16 protein-coding genes are annotated in these 19,725 nt (G+C 67.8%); 11 read left to right on the top strand and 5 right to left on the bottom strand.

Annotated elements, in window-relative coordinates:
* Window positions 1-46: 46 nt before the first annotated feature.
* Together nrfD and dsrO are read right to left on the bottom strand one after the other, a co-directional pair.
* Window positions 47-1,093, bottom strand: coding sequence for an NrfD/PsrC family molybdoenzyme membrane anchor subunit (gene nrfD / locus BN2503_RS02770; RefSeq protein ID WP_054255121.1), 1,047 nt, complete (start codon window positions 1,091-1,093; stop codon window positions 47-49).
* 17 nt (window positions 1,094-1,110) lie between these two features.
* Window positions 1,111-1,887 carry a sulfate reduction electron transfer complex DsrMKJOP subunit DsrO gene (gene dsrO, locus BN2503_RS02765; protein WP_054255120.1) on the bottom strand — a complete coding sequence of 259 codons (777 nt, stop codon included), beginning with the start codon at window positions 1,885-1,887 and terminating at the stop codon, window positions 1,111-1,113.
* 554 nt (window positions 1,888-2,441) lie between these two features.
* Between dsrO and ubiM the strand changes: the two genes are divergently transcribed.
* The 6 genes from ubiM (at window position 2,442) to scpC (ending at window position 11,228) form a co-directional block, all read left to right on the top strand.
* Complete coding sequence (ubiM, locus tag BN2503_RS02760; protein WP_054255119.1) at window positions 2,442-3,695, top strand: 5-demethoxyubiquinol-8 5-hydroxylase UbiM; 1,254 nt, start codon at window positions 2,442-2,444, stop codon at window positions 3,693-3,695.
* A gap of 13 nt (window positions 3,696-3,708) precedes the next feature.
* A complete protein-coding gene (locus BN2503_RS02755; protein ID WP_054255118.1) occupies window positions 3,709-4,722 on the top strand; it encodes a sensor domain-containing diguanylate cyclase in 1,014 nt (337 codons plus the stop codon).
* Between the two features lie 22 nt (window positions 4,723-4,744).
* Window positions 4,745-6,661: a B12-binding domain-containing radical SAM protein gene (locus BN2503_RS02750; protein ID WP_175537904.1), complete on the top strand. Its 1,917-nt coding sequence runs from the start codon at window positions 4,745-4,747 to the stop codon at window positions 6,659-6,661.
* A gap of 96 nt (window positions 6,662-6,757) precedes the next feature.
* Window positions 6,758-8,056: a methyl-accepting chemotaxis protein gene (locus BN2503_RS02745; RefSeq protein WP_054255117.1), complete on the top strand. Its 1,299-nt coding sequence runs from the start codon at window positions 6,758-6,760 to the stop codon at window positions 8,054-8,056.
* A 203-nt stretch (window positions 8,057-8,259) separates the two neighbouring features.
* The gene (locus tag BN2503_RS02740; RefSeq protein ID WP_054255116.1) at window positions 8,260-9,546 is read left to right on the top strand and encodes a solute carrier family 23 protein; all 1,287 of its coding nucleotides are present in this window, start codon (window positions 8,260-8,262) and stop codon (window positions 9,544-9,546) included.
* Window positions 9,547-9,713: 167 nt separating this feature from the next.
* Entirely contained in the window at window positions 9,714-11,228 is a 1,515-nt protein-coding gene (scpC, locus tag BN2503_RS02735) for a succinyl-CoA:acetate CoA-transferase ScpC (protein ID WP_054255266.1), read from the top strand.
* Window positions 11,229-11,290: 62 nt separating this feature from the next.
* Here the strand turns inward: scpC and BN2503_RS02730 are convergent, their stop codons facing one another.
* Entirely contained in the window at window positions 11,291-12,427 is a 1,137-nt protein-coding gene (locus BN2503_RS02730; RefSeq protein WP_054255115.1) for an ABC transporter substrate-binding protein, read from the bottom strand.
* 158 nt (window positions 12,428-12,585) lie between these two features.
* On the opposite strand from BN2503_RS02730, the gene BN2503_RS02725 reads away from it, so the two are divergent.
* Window positions 12,586-13,011 carry a hotdog fold thioesterase gene (locus tag BN2503_RS02725; protein WP_054255114.1) on the top strand — a complete coding sequence of 142 codons (426 nt, stop codon included), beginning with the start codon at window positions 12,586-12,588 and terminating at the stop codon, window positions 13,009-13,011.
* 164 nt (window positions 13,012-13,175) lie between these two features.
* Here BN2503_RS02725 and BN2503_RS02720 read toward each other — a convergent pair whose 3' ends face one another.
* Entirely contained in the window at window positions 13,176-13,745 is a 570-nt protein-coding gene (locus BN2503_RS02720) for a cob(I)yrinic acid a,c-diamide adenosyltransferase (protein ID WP_054255113.1), read from the bottom strand.
* A 191-nt stretch (window positions 13,746-13,936) separates the two neighbouring features.
* On the opposite strand from BN2503_RS02720, the gene BN2503_RS02715 reads away from it, so the two are divergent.
* From BN2503_RS02715 to pssA, 4 genes are all read left to right on the top strand, one after another.
* Window positions 13,937-14,149, top strand: coding sequence for a hypothetical protein (locus tag BN2503_RS02715; RefSeq protein WP_054255112.1), 213 nt, complete (start codon window positions 13,937-13,939; stop codon window positions 14,147-14,149).
* 131 nt (window positions 14,150-14,280) lie between these two features.
* Entirely contained in the window at window positions 14,281-15,699 is a 1,419-nt protein-coding gene (locus BN2503_RS02710; protein WP_054255111.1) for an FAD-binding oxidoreductase, read from the top strand.
* Between the two features lie 118 nt (window positions 15,700-15,817).
* Window positions 15,818-17,902 carry an acetoacetate--CoA ligase gene (locus BN2503_RS02705; protein ID WP_054255265.1) on the top strand — a complete coding sequence of 695 codons (2,085 nt, stop codon included), beginning with the start codon at window positions 15,818-15,820 and terminating at the stop codon, window positions 17,900-17,902.
* A 7-nt stretch (window positions 17,903-17,909) separates the two neighbouring features.
* Window positions 17,910-18,530 carry a CDP-diacylglycerol--serine O-phosphatidyltransferase gene (gene pssA / locus BN2503_RS02700; RefSeq protein WP_054255110.1) on the top strand — a complete coding sequence of 207 codons (621 nt, stop codon included), beginning with the start codon at window positions 17,910-17,912 and terminating at the stop codon, window positions 18,528-18,530.
* Window positions 18,531-18,797: 267 nt separating this feature from the next.
* Here pssA and BN2503_RS02695 read toward each other — a convergent pair.
* Window positions 18,798-19,725: Tn3 family transposase (locus tag BN2503_RS02695; protein ID WP_020207122.1), on the bottom strand; the 928-nt coding region annotated here is incomplete at its 5' end.

Raw genomic sequence — 19,725 nt, 5'->3', positions numbered from 1 at the left:
CTAGCGCTTGCTGGTATTGGGTTAGAAGCCTATTTGCCTATGAATTTCAAGCAGCGCGGGCTGCGGGCGCGCTGCGGGCCGGGAACAGCTCCAGCGCCCAGCTCGCCAGCCCGACCAGTGCCACGCACAGGCCTGCCACGCCCACCATGCCCAGCAGCCCGTCGCCGCCCAGGGGCATGTGGTACAGGTACAGGCCCGCGCCGAACTTGGGCACGCCCTGCACACCCATGAACAGCGCCCAGCGGAAGGCCCAGGCGGCGGCGGCCAGCCCCAGGCCCAGCACCAGGGTATAGCCCTTGGCCTGCAGGCGGTGGCGGCCGCGCAGCAGCGCCCCCAACACGGCGGCACCGCCGATGGCCGAGCCGATCATCGTCAGGCGCCACACGGGGAAGTCGTTCCACAGGCGCAGCGCGGCGTTGAACGAGGGGCTGTCGCCGCCCAAGCCGCTCGCGGCCCAGGCCAGCGCCACCACCAGCAGCGCGCCGGCCAGCGCCAGGCCCATGGCGCGCAGCGTTTGCAGCGCTTCAGCGCCGGGGCGCAGCGCGGCGGGCAGGAAGCGCTCCAGCACGAAGGCCGCGCCCACGGTGGCCAGCCAGCCGGTCAGTGCCAGGTTGACGGGCACCCACAGGGTGTTCCACAGCGGGCGCGAGCGCACCACCATCATCTCGGCGCCGGTATAGACCGAAATGGTGAGCGCCGAGAGCACGAGCAGCGGCGCCAGCAGGCGCATCCAGCCGGTCTTGCCCAGCCACCAGGCGGCGCACATGGCCACGCTGAGCGTGACAAACACGGGCAGCAGCAGCGCGCCGACCGACATCCACGACCAGGGCGTGAAGTGCACATAGAAGTGCCAGAAGCGCGCGGGCTGGTGCAGGTCGGCCAGCAGCGACACGGGGGCGGCGATGGCGCTGACGGCCAGCGTCAGCACGGCCACAGGCAGCAGGCGCTGCAGCGTGCCGCCGTCTTTGCCCCAGGCGCACAGCGCGGCCAGGATGGCGGCGCCGGTGGCCACGCCAACCAGGAAGAAGTACTGCACGGCCCAGGGCAGCCAGGCCGCCTCGTAGTGCGGGGTCAGGAGTTCGATGATTTGCATGGTGCGCTCCTTGGGGTTCAGTGGTCGGACAGCAGACGCACGCTGGCCTGGCCGTCCACGCCGTTGACGAACGCATCGGGCAGGCCGATGTAGTACACGCGCGGCGCCGTGTTCATGCCGGGCTTGAGCACCTTGAGGTCTTCCTTGTGTTCGGCCATGCGGCGGTTGATCTCGCTGCCCTGGTCGTTCAGGTCGCCGATGACGCGCGCGCCGCCCACGCAGCTCTCCACGCAGGCGGGCAGCAGGCCGGCCTCCAGGCGGTGCTCGCAGAAGGTGCACTTGTCGGCGGTCTGCGTCTCGTGGTTGATGAAGCGCGCGTCGTACGGGCAGGCCTGCACGCAGTAGCCGCAGCCCACGCAGCGCTCGTTGTCCACCAGCACGATGCCGTCGGTGCGCTGGAAGGTGGCCTGCACCGGGCACACGGGCACGCAGGGCGGCTCCTCGCAGTGGTTGCACAGGCGCGGCAGGCTGACCATGGCGGGCGCGCTGCCGTCGTCCTTGTTGATCTCGTACTGCAGCACCGTGGTGCGGAACTGGCCGATGGGCGGCTGGTTCTCCACCGAGCAGCTCACCGTGCAGGCCTGGCAGCCGATGCACTTGCGCAAATCCACCAGCATGCCAAAGCGCTTGCCCTCCATGCCGGGGCGGCGCGGCGGCTGAAAGCCCGCCATGGCCGGTGTGGCCGCACACGCAAAACCAAAGGCGGTCGCCAGGCCCACCAGTTCCTGCAAGAAAGTGCGTTTACCCGCCTGCACCACGGCAGCGGGGCTTGAAGGAGGAAGGGATCTGGACATGGCTCAGGGAATTTGTTGTTGGATATTTGATTATTGATTTAACTCCATATTTTTAATTGACGGAAATCAATTGAAATATCAATTTAAATCTTATTATTTTAAATAAACCTTTAATATTAAATAACAAACATTAAGCGAATGTTAAAAAATCCCGAGCATTAAATACAACATCGCTACCTCACTCCCTCAATGAAAATCCCTATACCCATAGAAAATAGCCTGCTCCGTCCCATAGCGATGCGATGAAGCCGGCCAGCCCCCTGGGGGGCTGCGCCCGCAGAGACCGGGCAACGGTCAATGCCCTGGGTTGCAGCAAACGGCCAACAAACGGCCGGCGTGGTGCCAAGGCCCGACAACGACACGGCGCAGCGCGCTGTGTGCACGGCGCCGCCGGGGCAGAGCGCCCCGCACACCACTGGCGATGGCACGGGTGCACCCAGGGGGAGGCCATGGGCTCGCATTCTTGAGACAATACAAACCCCACCCCACAGGGCAGTCGCACAATGGGCGCTTCGCGTCCCGGTGCACGCTCTTTGAAGAATGGAACCCCCCGCATGCTTCCCCAGCAGATGAACCGCAGCAGCGACGTGCTCATCGTCGGCGCCGGCCCCGCCGGTCTGTCCCTGTCCATCGCACTGGCCCAGGCCGGCCTCCGCTCCACCCTGGTGGAGCAGCAGCCCGAAGAGGCGCTGGCTGCCCCTGCGCCCGACGGGCGTGAAATCGCACTCACCCATCCCAGTGTGGCCACGCTGCAGCGCCTGGGCAGCTGGCAGCGCCTGGCCGAGCACGAGGTCGGCCTGCTGCGCGAAGCCCAGGTGCACGACGGCCCCGTGGGCCAACGCAGTGCCATGCAGTTGCACGCGGGCGGCACGGGAGTGCAGCACCTGGGGTGGATCGTGCCCAACCATGCACTACGCCGCACGGCCTACGAAGTGGCCGCGCGCACCGCGGGCGTGCAGATCGTCAGCAGCGCCAAAGTCACGCGCGTGGCCGTGAGCGCCACCCACGCCGCACTGGAATACACCGACGCCGCTGGCGACGCCCAGCAACTGGAGGCACCGCTGGTGGTAGCTGCCGACAGCCGCTTTTCCGCCACGCGCCGCCAGCTCGGCATCGGCGCCGCCATGACCGACTTCGGCCGCACGGTCATCGTCTGCCGCATGCGCCACGAGCTGCCGCACCACGAGACGGCGCACGAGTGCTTTGGCTATGACCGCACGCTGGCCATCCTGCCGCTGCCCAACGACTGGATCGACGGCACACCCATGTGCTCGGCCGTGGTCACGGCCAGCGCCGAACAGGCCCAGGCCCTGCTGGCGCTGCCACCCGAGGAATTCACTGCGCGCGTGCAGGCGCAGTTCCAGAACCGCCTGGGGCAGATGCACCTGGTGGGCGAGCGCCACGCCTACCCGCTGGTGGCCGTGTACGCGCACCGCTTCGCCGGGGCGCGCTGCGCGCTGCTGGGCGACGCCGCCGTGGGCATGCATCCAGTCACGGCGCACGGCTACAACCTGGGCCTGTCGGGTGTGGAGAGCTTGACGCAGGCGCTGGTTGCGGCCCAGGCCGACGGCGCTGACCTGGGCGCAGCCAGCGTGCTGCAGCGCTACGCCAGCGCCCACCACCGCCACGCCTGGCCGCTGTTCCAGGGCACCAACGCCATCGTGCGCCTGTACACCGACGACCGGCCCCTGCCCAAGCTGCTGCGCCAGGCCATCCTGGCGGGCTCCAGCCGCCTGCCGCCGCTGAAGGCCGCCATCGTCAGCCAGCTCACCGGGCGGCGCCCGGCGTGGCCCACCGTTGCACCATAGCGAGGGCCGAGGCATGGATCTCCTGTTCGATCAGCTCTCCCGCTGCGTCACGCAAGCCCGCACCACCGAAGAGCTGACCCGGCCGCTGCTGGAGCTGCTGGAGGCCGTGACCGGGATGGAGTCGACCTACCTGACGGTGATCGACCTGGAGCACGGTGTGCAGCGCGTCCTGTACGCGCGCAACACGCACCGGATGTGCATTCCCGAAGGCCTGGCCGTGCCCTGGGGCGACACGCTGTGCAAGCGCGCGCTCGACGAAGGGCGCCCCTTCACCGCCGACGTGGGCGCCTGCTGGGGCGACTCGCAGGCCGCGGCCGCGCTGGGTATCCAGACCTACATCAGCACCCCCGTGCGCATGACGGACGGGGCGCTCTACGGCACGCTGTGCGCCGCCAGCGCACAGCAGCACCCGCTGGCCGAGGCCGTGCCCAAGGCGCTGGCGCTGTTTGCCTACCTCATCGGCCACCAGGTGGAGCGCGAACGGCTGGTGCAGCAGCTGGTGGACGCCAACGCCCAATTGGCCACCTACGCCCACACCGACCAGCTCACCGGACTGCCCAACCGCCGGGCACTGCGCGAAGTGCTGCAGCGTCAGCTGGCACAGGGCCAGCGCCAGGGCACGTTCGTGCTCGTGGCCTTCATCGACCTGGATGGCTTCAAGGCCATCAACGACACCCATGGCCACGACGCGGGCGACCATTTCCTGGCCGAGATCGCCGCACGCCTGCGCGAAACGCTGCGCCAGCAGGACTTCGCGGCGCGCCACGGCGGTGACGAGTTCGTGGTGATCGGCCCAGGCCCGGCTGCCGGCACCCCCATGGAGCCCGCGTGCCAGGCCTTCGGCCAGCGCCTGGCCGAGGCCACGCGCGGCCACTTTGCCTGGCCGGGTTTCGCCATCGACTACCCCGGCGCCAGCGTTGGCGTGATCGCCGCCCAGGGCCTGGACGCGGATGAGGCGCTGCGCCAGGCCGACCAGGCCATGTACGCCGTCAAGCAGGCGCGCTGCGCGCGCGCCGTGCCGGAATAATCCTGCCCCCCGCGCTTTTTCCATGCCCGCTGCCACGCCCCGCGTGCTGTCCGTCATTCCGCCGATGACGCAGCTCAACACGCCCTACCCCTCCACCGCCTACCTCACGGGCTTCCTGCGCTCGCGCGGCGTGGCCGCCTTCCAGGAGGACCTGGCGATCGCGCTGGTGCTGCGGCTGCTCTCGCGCGACGGGCTGGCACGCACCGGGGAACGCGCGCAGGCGCTGCCAGAAAGACGGCGCAGCCCCGCCGTGCAGTCGTTCCTCGCGCAGCAGGACCGCTACCTGGCCACCATCGGCCCGGTGATCGCCTTCCTGCAGGGGCGCGACGGCACGCTGGCCCACCGCATCGCGGGCCGCGCCTGGCTGCCCGAGGGGCCGCGTTTTGCCGCCCTGGACGTGTACGAGGACGACGGCAGCGGCGACCCGCTGGGCTGGGCCTTTGGCGCCCTGGGCCTGGCGGACAAGGCCAAGCACCTGGCAACGCTGTACCTCAACGACCTGGCCGACGTACTGCGCGATGCGGTGGACGCGCGCTTCGAGTTCGTGCGCTACGCCGAGCAGCTGGCCGGCAGCCAGCCCACGTTCGACCCGCTGGCCGATGCGCTGGCCCAGCCGCCCACGCTGGTGGATGAAGCCCTGGCCGCGCTCACGCACGAGGCCGTGGCGCGCCATGCGCCCGACGTGGTGCTGCTCTCGGTGCCCTTTCCTGGCTCGGTCTACGGGGCCTTCCGCATCGCGCAGGCCATCAAGGCACAGCACCCGCACATCGTCACCGTGCTCGGCGGCGGCTTCGTGAACACCGAGCTGCGCGAACTCAGCGACCCGCGCGTGTTCGACTTCTTCGACTACGTGACGCTGGACGCGGGCGAGCGGCCCTTGCTCGCGCTGCTGGAGCACCTGCGCGGCGCGCGTAGCCGCCAGCGGCTGGTACGCACCTTCGTACGCGAGGGCAGCAACGCTGGTGGAGAAGTGCGCTACGTAAACCTGATGGAAGCCGACGTGGCCTTCGCCGAAGTCGGCACGCCGACATGGGACGGCCTGCCGCTGCAAAGCTACCTGTCGCTGCTGGACATGCTCAACCCCATGCACCGCCTGTGGAGCGACGGGCGCTGGAACAAGCTCACCGTGGCGCATGGCTGCTACTGGAAGAAGTGCAGCTTCTGCGACGTGAACCTGGACTACATCGGCCGCTACGAGGGCGCCAGCGCCCAGGTGCTGGCTGACCGCATCGAGGCCATCGTGGCCGAGACCGGGCAGACGGGCTTTCACTTCGTCGATGAAGCCGCGCCGCCGAAGGCGCTCAAAGCCCTGGCCACCGAGCTCATCGCGCGCGGCACCGGCATCAGCTGGTGGGGCAATGTGCGCTTTGAGAAAACCTTCACGCCCGATCTGGCCGAGTTGCTGGCCGACAGCGGCTGCATCGCCATCTCGGGCGGGTTGGAGGTGGCCTCGGATCGGCTGCTGGCGCTGATGAAAAAGGGCGTCTCGGTAGAGCAGGTGGCCCGTGTGACCCGCGCCTTCAGCGACGCCGGCATCCTGGTGCACGCCTACCTGATGTACGGCTTTCCCACGCAGACCGTGCAGGACACGGTGGACGCGCTGGAATACGTGCGCCAGCTGTTCGAGAACGGCTGCATCCAGAGCGGCTTCTTCCACCGCTTTGCCTGCACCGTGCATTCGCCCGTGGGACAGAACCCCGAGGAATACGGCGTGACCCTGGCCCCGCTGCCGCCGGGCGGTTTTGCCAAGAACGATGTGGCGTTCATCGACCCCACGGGGGTGGACCACGACGCGCTGGGCGCCGGGCTGAAGAAGGCCATCTACAACTACATGCACGGCATCGGGCTGGAGCAGGACGTGCGCATGTGGTTCCCCTTCCACGTGCCCAAGACCACGGTGCGGCCAGGCCGCATCGCGCGCGCCCTGGCGGCGCGTTAGCTATTGTTTTAATAGCTTGTCGCGCTTTCCCCACAATGCTTTGCGCTCACCGCGCGTACACTAGGCGCCCGGTATTTCTGAGCAACGAGGTGTCCTATGTGGTGGCAGCAGCAACGTTTTTCGGCACAAGGGCGCTGGCAGGCCATTGCAGAGCAGGCAGCCGTGGTCGAAGTGGATGTCCAAGGCGTGGTGCGCGAAGTGAACGCGCGTTTTTGTGACCTGCTGGGGTACCAGCGTGCCGAATTGATCGGCCAGCCCCAAACGATTTTCTATCCGCCGGAATACGTTGCCAGCCCTGCCTTTCAGGCCAATTGGCGGCGCCTGTGCGGCGGCGAATTCGTGCAAGGCATGGCGCAGCGCCGCTGCAAAAACGGCACCGTGGTCTGGGTGCAGGGCATGTTCTACCCCGTGCGCGATGCCCACGGCCGGGTGGAGCGCATCGTGGGGCTGGTTTACGACGTGACCGCCACGCAGGAGCAGACGCAGCGCGCCCATGCCATCCTGGAGGCCATCGAACGCTCCATGGCAGTGATCGAGTTCGACCTGCAAGGCCATGTGCTGCGCGCCAACGACAACTTTCTGCACACCATGGGCTACACCCGCCAGAACCTGGTGGGCCAGCACCACCGCATCTTGTGCCCGCCCGCATTCGCGCAAAGCAGCGACTACCCACGCTTTTGGGACGATTTGCGCGCGGGCGTGTATTCCAAGGGCAAGATCGAGCGCGTCGATGCGAGGGGGCGCACGGTGTGGCTGGAGGCAACGTACAACCCGGTGCTCGACCCTGACGGCGTGGTGAGCCACATCGTCAAGTTCGCCACCGACATCACCGCGCGTGTGCAGCAGGCGCAGGCGCGCGAGCAGGGCGTGAACACGGCGTTTGCCGTGGCGCAGGAGACGCAGCAGCTCTCCGAAGAAGGCACGCAAACCATCGTCGACGCCACGGCGCGCATCCAGTCGATCGCCCAGCTGTTCGAGGACACCGCAGCCCGCGTGCACGAACTCGGGCGCAAGACCGAGAGCATCGCCGCCAGCGTGCAGGGCATACGCCGCGTGGCCGACCAGACCAACCTGCTGGCCCTCAACGCGGCGGTGGAGGCCGCGCGCGCCGGCGTGGCCGGGCGCGGCTTTGCCGTGGTGGCCGAGGAGGTGCGCAAACTCGCCGGCGACAGCCGCACCGCCACCAACGACATCCACCAGACCATCCAGGCCGTGCTGCAGGAGATGCGGGCCATGATCGACCACATCCAGGGCGGTGTGGCGGCGGTGGAGCAGGGCGCCCAGCTGTCACGCCAGGCGCGCGACGCCATCGAGCGCATCCGCGAGGACGCGCACAAGGTGGTTGACGTGGTGCAGGAGCTGCACGCGCTCGAGACCGGCAAGCCGGGGCGCTGAGGGCCTGGCAAACCTGGGCCCCGTGACGGCAGAAAACGGCCCCGCCACGCTCGGCAGGCCGGCGGCGATGGGCCCGTCTGGCCCCCCCTGGGTGATAGCGCACACCGGCACACTCCTGATTTGATAGCTGTTTGCGCTTGCTACACAAGCGCCAGAGGCCCATCTAACCTCTAAAATCAGCGCTTTCACACAAGGAGAGCCCCATGGCCCTTTTGCAATGGAATGAGCGCCCGGCGCAGGTGCTGCAGGGTGGCGGCGTGATCGGACCGGATGAGCGGCTGCCCTGGGCGCAGACCGGGCTGATGGGCATACAGCACGTCATCGCCATGTTCGGCTCCACGGTGCTGGCGCCCATCCTCATGGGGTTCGACCCCAACCTGGCCGTTTTCATGAGCGGCATCGGCACGCTGATCTTCTTCCTCATCACCGGTGGCAAGGTACCCAGCTACCTGGGGTCGTCGTTCGCCTTCATCGGCGTGGTGATCGCCGCCACGGCCTACGCGGGCAAGGGGCCGAACGCCAACATCGGCGTGGCGCTGGGCGGCATCATCGCCTGCGGCGCGGTATACACCGCCGTGGGCCTGGTGGTGCAGGCCGTGGGCACGGGCTGGATTGAGCGCTTCATGCCCCCCGTGGTCACGGGCGCGGTGGTGGCGGTGATCGGACTGAACCTGGCGGCCATCCCCGTGAAGAACATGGCCGCCAACAACTTCGAGAGCTGGATGCAGGCGCTCACCTTCGTCTGCGTGGCGCTGGTGGCCGTGTTCACCAAGGGCATGGTGCAGCGCCTGCTGATCCTGGTCGGGCTGATCGTGGCCAGCATCGCCTACGCCGTGCTGACCAACGGGCTGGGCCTGGGCAAGCCGATCGACGTGTCGGGCATCGCCGCAGCGCCCTGGTTCGGCCTGCCGCAGTTTCACGCGCCCGTGTTCAGCGCGCCGGCCATGCTGCTGATCGTGCCGGTGGTCATCATCCTGGTGGCCGAGAACCTGGGCCACATCAAGGCCGTGACAGCCATGACCGGCAAGAACCTGGACCAGTACATGGGCCGGGCCTTCATCGGCGACGGCGTGGCCACCATGGTCAGCGGCGCGGCCGGCGGCACGGGCGTGACCACCTATGCCGAAAACATCGGCGTGATGGCGGCCACGCGCATCTACTCCACCGCAGTGTTCCTGGTGGCGGCGCTGATTGCCGTGCTGCTGGGCTTTTCTCCCAAGTTCGGCGCGCTGATCCAGGCCATTCCGCTGCCGGTGATGGGCGGGGTCTCCATCGTCGTGTTCGGCCTGATCGCCATCGCCGGCGCCAAGATCTGGGTGGACAACCGCGTGGACTTCTCGCAGAACACCAACCTGATCGTCGCCGCCATCACCATCATCCTGGGCACGGGCGAGTTCACGCTGAAGTTCGGTGACTTCGCCCTCGGCGGCATCGGCACCGCCACCTTCGGCGCCATCCTGCTGCACGCACTGCTGCGGCGCGCCCCATAACCCGCTGGATTACGTGGGCCTGACGTGTGAGTCCGGCCATCGGGATTTCAGGGTTTACCCCTAACCTTGCGCGCCGCGCGCGTTACCATCGCGCGGCGCGGGCCGGGCCCGCAGCCGCCCTTCGTTTGAAGGGTGGCTTTTTTTCATCGTGACTGGAGATGCTTCCCATGGCCTTGGCTGAGCGCGTGCGCCACGCAGACTTTCTTTCCCGCAGCATGACGGCCGAGCAGGCCGCGCAGCACGTGGCGCACGGCGCCACCGTGGGCCTGAGCGGTTTCACCGGCGCGGGCTACCCCAAGGCGCTGCCCCAGGCCATCGCGGCGCACGCGCAGAGCGAGCACAAGGCCGGGCGGCCCTACCGCATCAACGTGTGGACCGGCGCCTCCACGGCGCCCGAGGTCGATGGCCTGCTGGCCGCGGCCGACGCGATGGCGCAGCGCCTGCCCTTCAACTCCGACGCCATGGCGCGCAAGAAGATCAATGCGGGCGAGATCGATTACATCGACATGCACCTGTCGCACGTGGCGCAGCACGCGTGGTTCGGCTTCCTCGGGCGCCTGGACGTGGCCATCATCGAGATCGTCGGCGTCACGGCCGACGGGCTCTTGATTCCCTCCACCGCCGTGGGCAACAACAAGACCTGGCTGGAGATTGCCGACAAGGTGATCCTGGAGGTCAACACCAAGCTGCCGCTGCGCCTGGAAGGCATGCACGACATCTACTACGGCACCGCCCTGCCGCCGCGGCGCGTGCCCATCAGCCTGACGCATGCCGACAACCGCATCGGCGAGCCCTACCTGCAGGTGGACCCGCGCAAGGTGGTGGCCGTGGTGGAGACGCACAGCGGCGACCGCGACAACGTGTTCTCGCAGCCCGACGCCAACTCGCAGCGCATCGCCGAGTACATCATCGACTTCCTGGCGCACGAGATGAAGCACGGCCGCCTGCCGCAGCAGATGCTGCCCATCCAGTCGGGCGTGGGCAACGTGGCCAATGCCGTGCTGGCAGGGCTGCTGCACGGCCCGTTCGACAACCTGCTGGGCTTCACCGAGGTGCTGCAGGACGGCATGCTGGACCTGCTGCGCGCCGGCAAGATGAAGCGCGCCTCGGCCACAGCCATCTCGCTGTCGCGCAGCGCCTATGAAGATTTCGAGAAGAACATCGACTTCTACCGCGAGCGCATCATCCTGCGCCCGCAGGAGATCAGCAACCACCCCGAGCTGGTGCGCCGCCTGGGGATCATCGCCATGAACTCGATGATCGAGGCCGACATCTACGGCAACGTCAACTCCACCCACCTCATGGGGTCGAGCATGATGAACGGCATCGGCGGCTCGGGCGACTTCGCACGCAACGGCTACCTGTCGTTCTTCGTCACGCCCTCGGTGGCCAAGGACGGCAAGATCAGCTGCATCGTGCCCATGTGCTCGCACGTGGACCACACCGAGCACGACACGCAGATCATCGTCACCGAGCAGGGCCTGGCCGATTTGCGCGGGCTGTCACCACGCCAGCGTGCGCAGGCCATCATTGACCACTGCGCCCACCCGGACTACCGCCCCATGCTGCAAGATTATTTTGATCGCGCACGCCAGCAAGGCGCGCAGCACACGCCGCACCTGCTGGGCGAGGCGCTGAGCTGGCACCAGCGCTGCCTGGACACAGGCGACATGCGCAAATAAGAAGGGAAAAGGCTGCCAGCCCTTTGGGGAAAAGCGCTGGCAGCTATCAAAGAAGAAGCGCGCTAGACGAAGCGCCCCGCGCTGCCCAGCACCCCCAGATCAAGGTAGCGCGAGCCGACGAACGGCGTCTGGCCGCTGTAGTCCACCATGAAACCGCCCAGGTTCAGATTACGGATGGCGGCCAGCGCGGCGTTCAGGCGCACCTGCAACGGGTCGCGCCCGGTGCGCTCCAGCCCCTCGGCCAGCACGCGCGTGTTCACGTAGGCCTCCAGGCTGCCCGGGGTGAATTCCTGGTGCCCCTGCGCGCGCATGGCGGACTGGTAGTCGCGCACCAGTTGCAGCTTGGCGCGGTGCGGGTCGGGCACAACCATCGACAGCGCAATGCCGCTGCCGTCCTCGCCCAGCTGGCGCAGGCTGTCACTGGGCAGCGTCGGGCTCAGGCCGGTGAGCAGCACCCCCGGCGCGCTCTTGCGCAGGCCACGCACCAGCCCCACCGACACCGTGCCCGCCGTGGCCAGCAGCACCGCCGCGGGGCGGGCAGCGGCCACCTGGGCCACAGCGCCCGCCAGGTTCTTGCCGTCGGTGGCCACGGCCACTTGCAGCGCCGGCTTCTGCCCCTGTGCGGCCAGGGAACGCGTGGCGTCGTCCAGCATTTCGCGGCCGTAGGCGTTGTCCTGGTAAACCACGGCGATGCCCTTGAGGCCCATGCCGGTCAGGCGCTGCACCAGGCGCACGATCTCGTCGGTGTAGCTCGCGCGCACGTGGAACACGTTGCGCGTGCCCTTGCGCAGCGACATCGCGCCCGACAGCGGCGCCACGTAGGGAATGCCGGACTCCTCCACCAGCGGCAGGATGGCCTGGTTGTTCGGCGTACCAAAGCACGACAGCAGCGCGAACACCTGGCCTTGCGCGAGCATCTGCCGCACGTTGGCGGCGGTGCGCTCGGGCTCGTACGCGTCGTCCATCATCAGCAGCTGCAGTGCGCGGCCATGGATACCGCCGCGCGCGTTGATCTGGGCCATGGCGGCCTCGGTGCCGCGCTGGATGTCGAGGCCGGAGCTGGCCAGGGGCCCGGTGGTGGCAGCGGAGCAACCGATGGTGAGGGTCTTGGCGGTCAGGCCGGCCTCCTGGGCCAGGGCCTGGCGGACGAAGGCGGGTGCGGCAAGGGCGGCAAGGGATACGAACTGGCGGCGATGCATGGACAGGACAATCACAAAAACAGGCAGAAAGGGCCTGGCGCGCTGTCGCCTGCGCAACAGCGGGCGGCCCCTGGCGGCCAATAATGGCCACACAAGCGCGCGATTCTAGGAAGCCCCTATTACGCGAAACTGTCCCTCGCAAAAGACCCGGAGACCCTATGGCCATTTGGACCGAACCCCTCACCCTCGACAAACTCAACGCCTGGAACCAGGGCTGCGCGGTATCGCACCTGGGCATCGAATTCACCGAGATCGGCGACGATTTCCTGCGCGCGCGCGTGCCCGTGGACGCGCGCACCAAGCAGCCCTACGGCCTGCTGCACGGCGGCGTGAGCGTGGTGCTGGCCGAAACGCTGGGGTCGGTCGGCGCCGCCTGCGCCTGCCCCGCAGGCCACCGCGCCGTGGGCCTGGACATCAACGCCAACCACCTGCGCGCGGCCACACAAGGCTGGGTCACTGGCACGGCGCGGCCGGTACACATCGGCAAGACCACGCATGTGTGGCAGATCGACATGGTCAACGAGGCCGGCGAACTGACCTGCGTGTCACGCATCACCATGGCGATCCTGAGACCAACCGCCTGAGCGACTTCGTCGCTTCCCCCTTCTCTCTACGCGCTGCGCGCTACGGGAAGGGGGACGACGCCAGCGCGGCGGGGCGGCCCTTGCGCGGCGTCTGCTGGGCTGGGGCGCGCCGGTTTCAAGCCCAATGTGCTCCTGGCCCTTGTCTGGTAAGCGCTGGCAGCTATTCATTCAGTAGCATCCTGGCGGGCCAGGCGTTCGCTTTTCCAGTACACGTCGTCGCCGCCCTCCATGCGGTTGAGCACGCGCGCCAGCACGAACAGCAGGTCCGACAGGCGGTTGAGGTACTGGCGCGGCGCGGGCCGCATGGGCTCGGCCTCCTGCAAGGCCACCACGGCGCGCTCGGCGCGGCGTGCCACCGTGCGGCACACATGGGCCTGCGCGGCGGCGCGCGTGCCCGCGGGCAGGATGAACTCCTGCAGGCGCGGCAGCTGCGCGTTGTAGTGCGCCAGCGCCTGGTCAAGCTGCAGCAGCGCATCGTCCTTGAGCAGCGCAAAGCCCGGAATCGACAGCTCGCCGCCCAGGTTGAACAGCTGGTGCTGCACGTCGATCAGCAGCTCGCGCACGCTGGACGGCAGCGGCTCGCACAGCAACAGGCCAATGTGCGAGTTCAGTTCGTCCACGTCGCCCATGGCATGCGGGCGGCGGCTGTTCTTCGACACGCGCGTGTTGTCGCCCAGGCCGGTGGTGCCGTCGTCTCCGGTGCGCGTGGCGATCTGTGTCAGGCGGTTGCCCATGGGGTCGTCTCCAGAAATGCAGGGGGGGGCCGAATTGTCCCGGAGGGCCGCCATTGCCCCTGCGCGCCCAGGGCTTTACATAACGCTCGCAAATGTTGGCGCGGGAAACAGCAGGCAAAAAGACTGGCCCGACACCTCCACGCTGCGGTGCAATGGGTGCGTGTTCCACTTTCCTACGGAGTCTCTCCCCGATGAAGGCCACACCACGTCCCCAGTTCCCGTTCGAAACCGCGAGCCTGCTGTTGTTCGCCGCCCTCTCGCTGGGCCAGGGCACAGCGGCCTGGGCCTACTCTGCCGAGCCCGGCCGCAAGGCCCAGGTGCTGCGCGCCTGGCAGCCCGACACCCGCCCAGCGCCGCAGCGCCATCGCTCTGACGACGACGACGCGCCCATCCCCTCGGCCTGACCCGCGCCTGACCCGCGCCTGACCCGCACATTCCGCCCCCTTAGCGACGCCGTGGCGCGGCTTGCCGCCGGCCACGGCGTCGCACGTTGGCGGTGGTATTCTTTTTCGCCGCCCCACCACCCCCTCTCGCCATGGACAGCCACGCCCCCACGCCCTCTCCCGCACGCGATGTGCCGCCGGCCTTCCTGGCAGCGCTGTCCGCACGCTTTGGCGCGCAGTGCAGCATGGCCGCCGCGGTGTGTGCGCAGCACGGGCGCGACGAAGGCTCGCTCCAGGCGCCGCCGCCCGCCGCCGTGGTGTTCGCCGAAAGCACGCAGGACGTGCAGGACGCCGTGCGCCTGGCCGCGCAGTACGGCGTGCCGGTGATCCCCTACGGCGCGGGCTCGTCGCTCGAAGGGCATCTGCTGGCCGTGCAGGGCGGCATCAGCATCGACCTGGGACGCATGAACCGCGTGTTGTCCGTCAACGCCGACGACCTCACCGTCACGGTGCAGCCCGGCATCACGCGCAAGGCCTTGAACGATGCCATCAAGGACACGGGCCTGTTCTTCCCCATCGACCCCGGGGCCGACGCCAGCATCGGCGGCATGGCCGCCACGCGCGCCAGCGGCACCAACGCCGTGCGCTACGGCACCATGCGCGAAAACGTGCTGGCGCTGGAGGTAGTGACGGCCAGCGGCGACGTCATTCGCACCGGCACGCGCGCCAAGAAAAGCAGCGCCGGCTACGACCTCACGCGCCTGATGGTGGGCAGCGAGGGCACGCTGGGCCTGTTCACCGAAGTGACCGTGCGCCTGTACCCGCTGCCCGAGGCGGTGAGCGCGGCGATCTGCTCGTTCCCCAGCATCGAGGCCGCCGTGCGCACCGTGATCCAGACCATCCAGCTCGGCGTGCCGATTGCGCGCGTGGAGCTGATCGACGTGAACGCGGTGCGCATGGTCAACGCGCACAGCAAGCTGCACCTGCGCGAAGAGCCGCTGCTGCTGATGGAATTCCACGGTTCGCCCACGGGCGTGCAGGAACAGGCGGAAGTGGTGCAGGACATCGCCCGCGAATGGGGCGGCAATGCCTTCGAGTGGGCCACCACGCCCGAGGAGCGCACGCGCCTGTGGACCGCGCGGCACAACGCCTACTTCGCCGCGGTGCAGAGCCGCCCCGGCTGCAAGGCCATCAGCACCGACACCTGCGTACCCATCAGCCGCCTGGCCGACTGCCTGCTGGACTCGGTGGCCGAAGCCGATGCCAGCGGCATCCCGTACTTCCTGGTGGGCCACGTGGGCGACGGCAACTTCCACTTCGGCTACCTGATCGACCCCGACAGCCCCGACGAGCGCACACGCGCCGAGCAGCTCAACCACCAGCTCGTGGCGCGCGCGCTGCGCATGCAAGGCACCTGCACCGGCGAGCACGGCGTGGGCATCCACAAGATGGACTTCCTGCAGGAAGAGGCCGGGGAAGGGGCCGTGGCCATGATGCGGGCCATCAAGCAGGCGCTGGACCCGCAGAACATTCTGAACCCCGGGAAGATCTTCACACGCCCGGCACGGTAGGCGCCATGGCGGGCCTCGGCCCGCCCGCCCTGTCCGCGCACGCCGCCCGCTGCGCGCGGCGCGCGCCCTGTCAACCGGGTGACGTCGCCATGGGGACGTGCGCGCTACGCTGCGCCCCATGGAGACAAGCACAACACCCCCTTACGTTCCCCAACTGCGCCTGTACCAGGACTGGCTGCGCCAGCGCCACGGGCTCGAATTCGCCAGCTATGACGCGCTGTGGCGCTGGTCGGTGACCGAGCTCGATGCCTTCTGGCAAAGCGTGTGGGACTACTTCGCCATCGAATCCCCGACCCCGCACCGCGCCGTGCTGGCGCGCAACCGCATGCCGGGCGCCGAGTGGTTTCCCGGCGCGCAGGTGAACTACGCGCGCCAGGTGCTGCGCCATGTGGCACCGGCCCATGCGGCGGGCCAGCCCGCGCTGGTCAGCCGCAACGAAAAGGGCCTGCAGCGCGAACTGGCGTGGCCCGAGCTGCGCCGCCAGGTGGCGGCGCTGGCGCTGCACCTGCGCGCGCAAGGCGTGCAGCCGGGCGACCGCGTGGCGGCCTACCTGCCCAACATTCCCGAGACCGTCGTCGCCTTCCTGGCCACGGTCAGCCTGGGCGCGGTGTGGAGCGTGTGCGCCCCCGACATGGGCACGCACGCCGTGCTCGACCGCTTCCGCCAGATTGCGCCCAAGGTGCTGATCGCAGCCGATGGCGTGACCTACGGCGGGCGCGACATCGACCGCATGGACGTGCTGGCCGAGCTGCGCGCAGCCCTGCCCACGGTACAGCACGTGCTGCTGGTGAACAACCTGGATGCTTCTAAAAAAATAGCTGATGGCGCAAGCTACGCAAGCGCTACAGCCCGAAACGATGCCGAAGTCGCAGCCTTTGAGCCGCTGTGGTTGCCGTTCGACCACCCGCTGTGGATCGTCTACTCCAGCGGCACCACCGGGTTGCCCAAGCCCATCGTGCACGGCCACGGCGGCATGATCCTGGTGGCGCTGCAGCTCAAGTCCCTGCACAACGACGTGGGCGCCAGCTATGCCCCCAACTCCTTCGGCGAACGCTACCACTGGTACAGCTCCACCGGCTGGGTGATGTGGAACGCCCAGGTCGCCGGCCTGCTGGGCGGCACCACCTGCGTGATCTACGACGGCAACCCCGGTGGCAGCAAGGAGCACCCGGATTGGGGCGTACTCTGGCGCTTCGCCGCCGAGACCGGCGTGACCTGCTTCGGCGCGGGTGCGGCCTTTTACGCCAACTGCATGAAGGCCGGGCTGCAGCTGGCCGACTGCGGCGACCTGGGCCGCGTGCGCTGGCTCGGCAGCACCGGCTCGCCGCTGGCACCCGAGGTGCAGGCGTGGGGCACGGCGCAGTTCGCCACGTTGGGCACGCCAGATATCTGGTGGAACAACCTCTCGGGCGGCACCGACTTTTGCGGCGCCTTCATCGGCGGCCACCGCGAACTGCCCATGGTGCCGGGCGAAATGCAGTGCCGCATGCTCGGCGCCGCCGTCGAATCCTGGGACGAACAGGGCCGCCCCGTGCACGACGCCGTGGGCGAACTGGTGTGCACGCAGCCTATTCCATCCATGCCGCTGTACCTGTGGGGCGACACGGACGGCAGCCGCTACCTGGCGAGTTACTTCGACATGTACCCCCCAGGCCACGGCCGCCAGCCTGGGGGCGGCGACGGCCCGGCGGAGATGGGCGCGGTGTGGCGCCACGGCGACTGGCTGAAGATTGGCACGCAGGGCGGCTGCACCATCTATGGCCGCAGCGATGCCACCATCAACCGCCACGGCCTGCGCATGGGCACGAGCGAGATTTACAGCGCCGTGGAGGGCCTGCCCGAGGTGCTCGACAGCCTGGTGGTCGATCTGGAATACCTCGGGCGCGAAAGCTACATGCCGCTGTTCGTGGTGCTGCGCCCGGGCGTGCTGTTCGACGACGCGCTGCGCGCGCGCATCGCCAGCGCCATCCGCACGGCACTCAGCCCACGCTTCGTGCCCGACGACATCCTGCAGGTGCCCGAAGTGCCACGCACCCTCAGCGGCAAGAAGCAGGAGCTGCCCATCAAGAAGCTGCTGCTGGGCCAGCCGCTGGAGAAAGTGGTCAACCGCGACGCCATGGCCAACCCCGGCTGCCTGCCGTGGTACGTGGACTTCGCCGCGCGCCGCGCCGCCGGGGGCACCGCCAGGAGCACAGTTCCATAATGGCTGGATGAGTCCCGCCCCGAAACGCTTTTCGATGATCCGCGAGTTCCACCTCGCGGACTGGTTCACGCTCGGCAACGCGGTGTGCGGCGTGGGGGCGCTGTTTTCCACCCTCAGCTACATCGAGCACCATGACGTGCGCCACGTTTTCTACGCCTGCGCGCTGGTGCTGGCGGCGCTGGTGTTCGACGTGCTCGACGGTCGCATCGCGCGCTGGCGCCAGAAAAGCTCGGCCATGGGGCGCGAGCTGGACTCGCTGGCCGACGTGATCTCGTTCGGCGTGGCGCCCGCCGTCATCGCCTACGGCTGCGGCATGCAGGGGCTGTACGACCGCGTGGTGCTGGCCTTCTTCGTGGCCTGCGGCGTATCGCGCCTGGCGCGCTTCAACGTCACCGCCGAAACCCTGTCCGACGACAGCGGCAAGGTCAAGTACTTCGAGGGCACGCCCATCCCCACCTCCATCGTGCTGGTGGGGCTGCTGGCGCTCGCCGCCGGCACGGGCGCGGTGCGCGAGCAGCTCTGGCTGGGCAAGGTGATGCTCGGCGGCTTCACGCTGCACCCGCTGGTGCTGCTGTTCGCGCTCTCGGGTGCGCTGATGATCAGCCGCATCCGCATCCCGAAGTTCTGACTTTGCTCTCTTTAATGGAGCTGCTGGCGCTTGATAGCAAAGGGCTGAACATGATTTACGCGATCACCAGCGGCGGGCATGCCGGAGGCGGCGGCAGAATTTTTCATGGTCACGGGTGCATCGTGGGGTCTCCTCGTTTTCAGTGCAATAAGTGACGGTACGAAAAGCTAGCACTGGCGCGGAGGTGGTGTTGGTAGATCGTTGATTTCATTGACTTTCCTGTTCACTTTCAAATCTGCGATTCGTGGCGTCAAACCGTGGTCGGTTTCATCCATTGGTGCCAGTTATCGATGCATTTGGCCGCGAAGGCAGGATTTGGTCAGCATAGCGGTCAACCGGGAAGCGAAACACACCCCGCAAGTTGATGCTCTCCAGCCTGGTGGGCGCAATCTTCCCGATCAGTTCCGGTGGAATGACCTGGCGGCGGTTCGACCAGCGATCCAGGACCGCCTGCATCTGTGAGGTATTCCACGCCATCACGATGTTGGCCATCAGGCTCAACGCATCGGCCACAGCCTGCATTTCATCGACACGTTTGGCCTGCGCCGGGCTGATCCGGCCGGTATAAATGGCGCGCTTGAGGGCGTTAACAGCCTCGCCCCGATTGAGCACCCGGCGCAACTCGTTCCTGAAAGCGTCCTTGACAAAGTAGTCAGCCAAAAACGCCGTACGCAGCAACCGCCCCAATTGCACGCCAGCCTCATAGATTGGATCGCCCTGGGCGGCAGAACCGAACCGCGCAAGAGCTGCCACCGCACTGGCATGTCCGCTCATGACCGAGGCTGCCAGGTGCACCAGACTATCCCAATGCTTTTCGATCAAAGCGACGTCGACATTGGCTTCGCACACCGCAGCGATTTCTGCGGGCACTTTGGTGCCGCGTGGCACAAAGAGGTGGCGCTGTTTGAGTTCCTTCAACCGCGGGCAAAGATCAAAACCAAGCAAACGGGCATGTGACATGGCAAAGTCGGTGTAGCCATGGGTATCCACAGCAAGCTGGCTGGTCTCCAGCTTTTCTTGGCGGATGACACCTTCAATGGCCACGCCCGCCTGGCGCTCATTGAGCACAAAGGGCTGCGCATGGAAGATGCCCCACCGGTCTTTTACATGGGAGTAGATTCCAATGGAAGGTGTGTTGCGCCGAGGATCAAGCCGGGCTTGCCACACCCGTTTGGTGGTCTCCATGCTCATCATG

Origin of the sequence: Paenacidovorax caeni (assembly GCF_001298675.1) — a bacterium.
Taxonomy (GTDB): domain Bacteria; phylum Pseudomonadota; class Gammaproteobacteria; order Burkholderiales; family Burkholderiaceae_C; genus Paenacidovorax; species Paenacidovorax caeni.
This window is presented reverse-complemented; position numbering and strand designations above follow the sequence as displayed.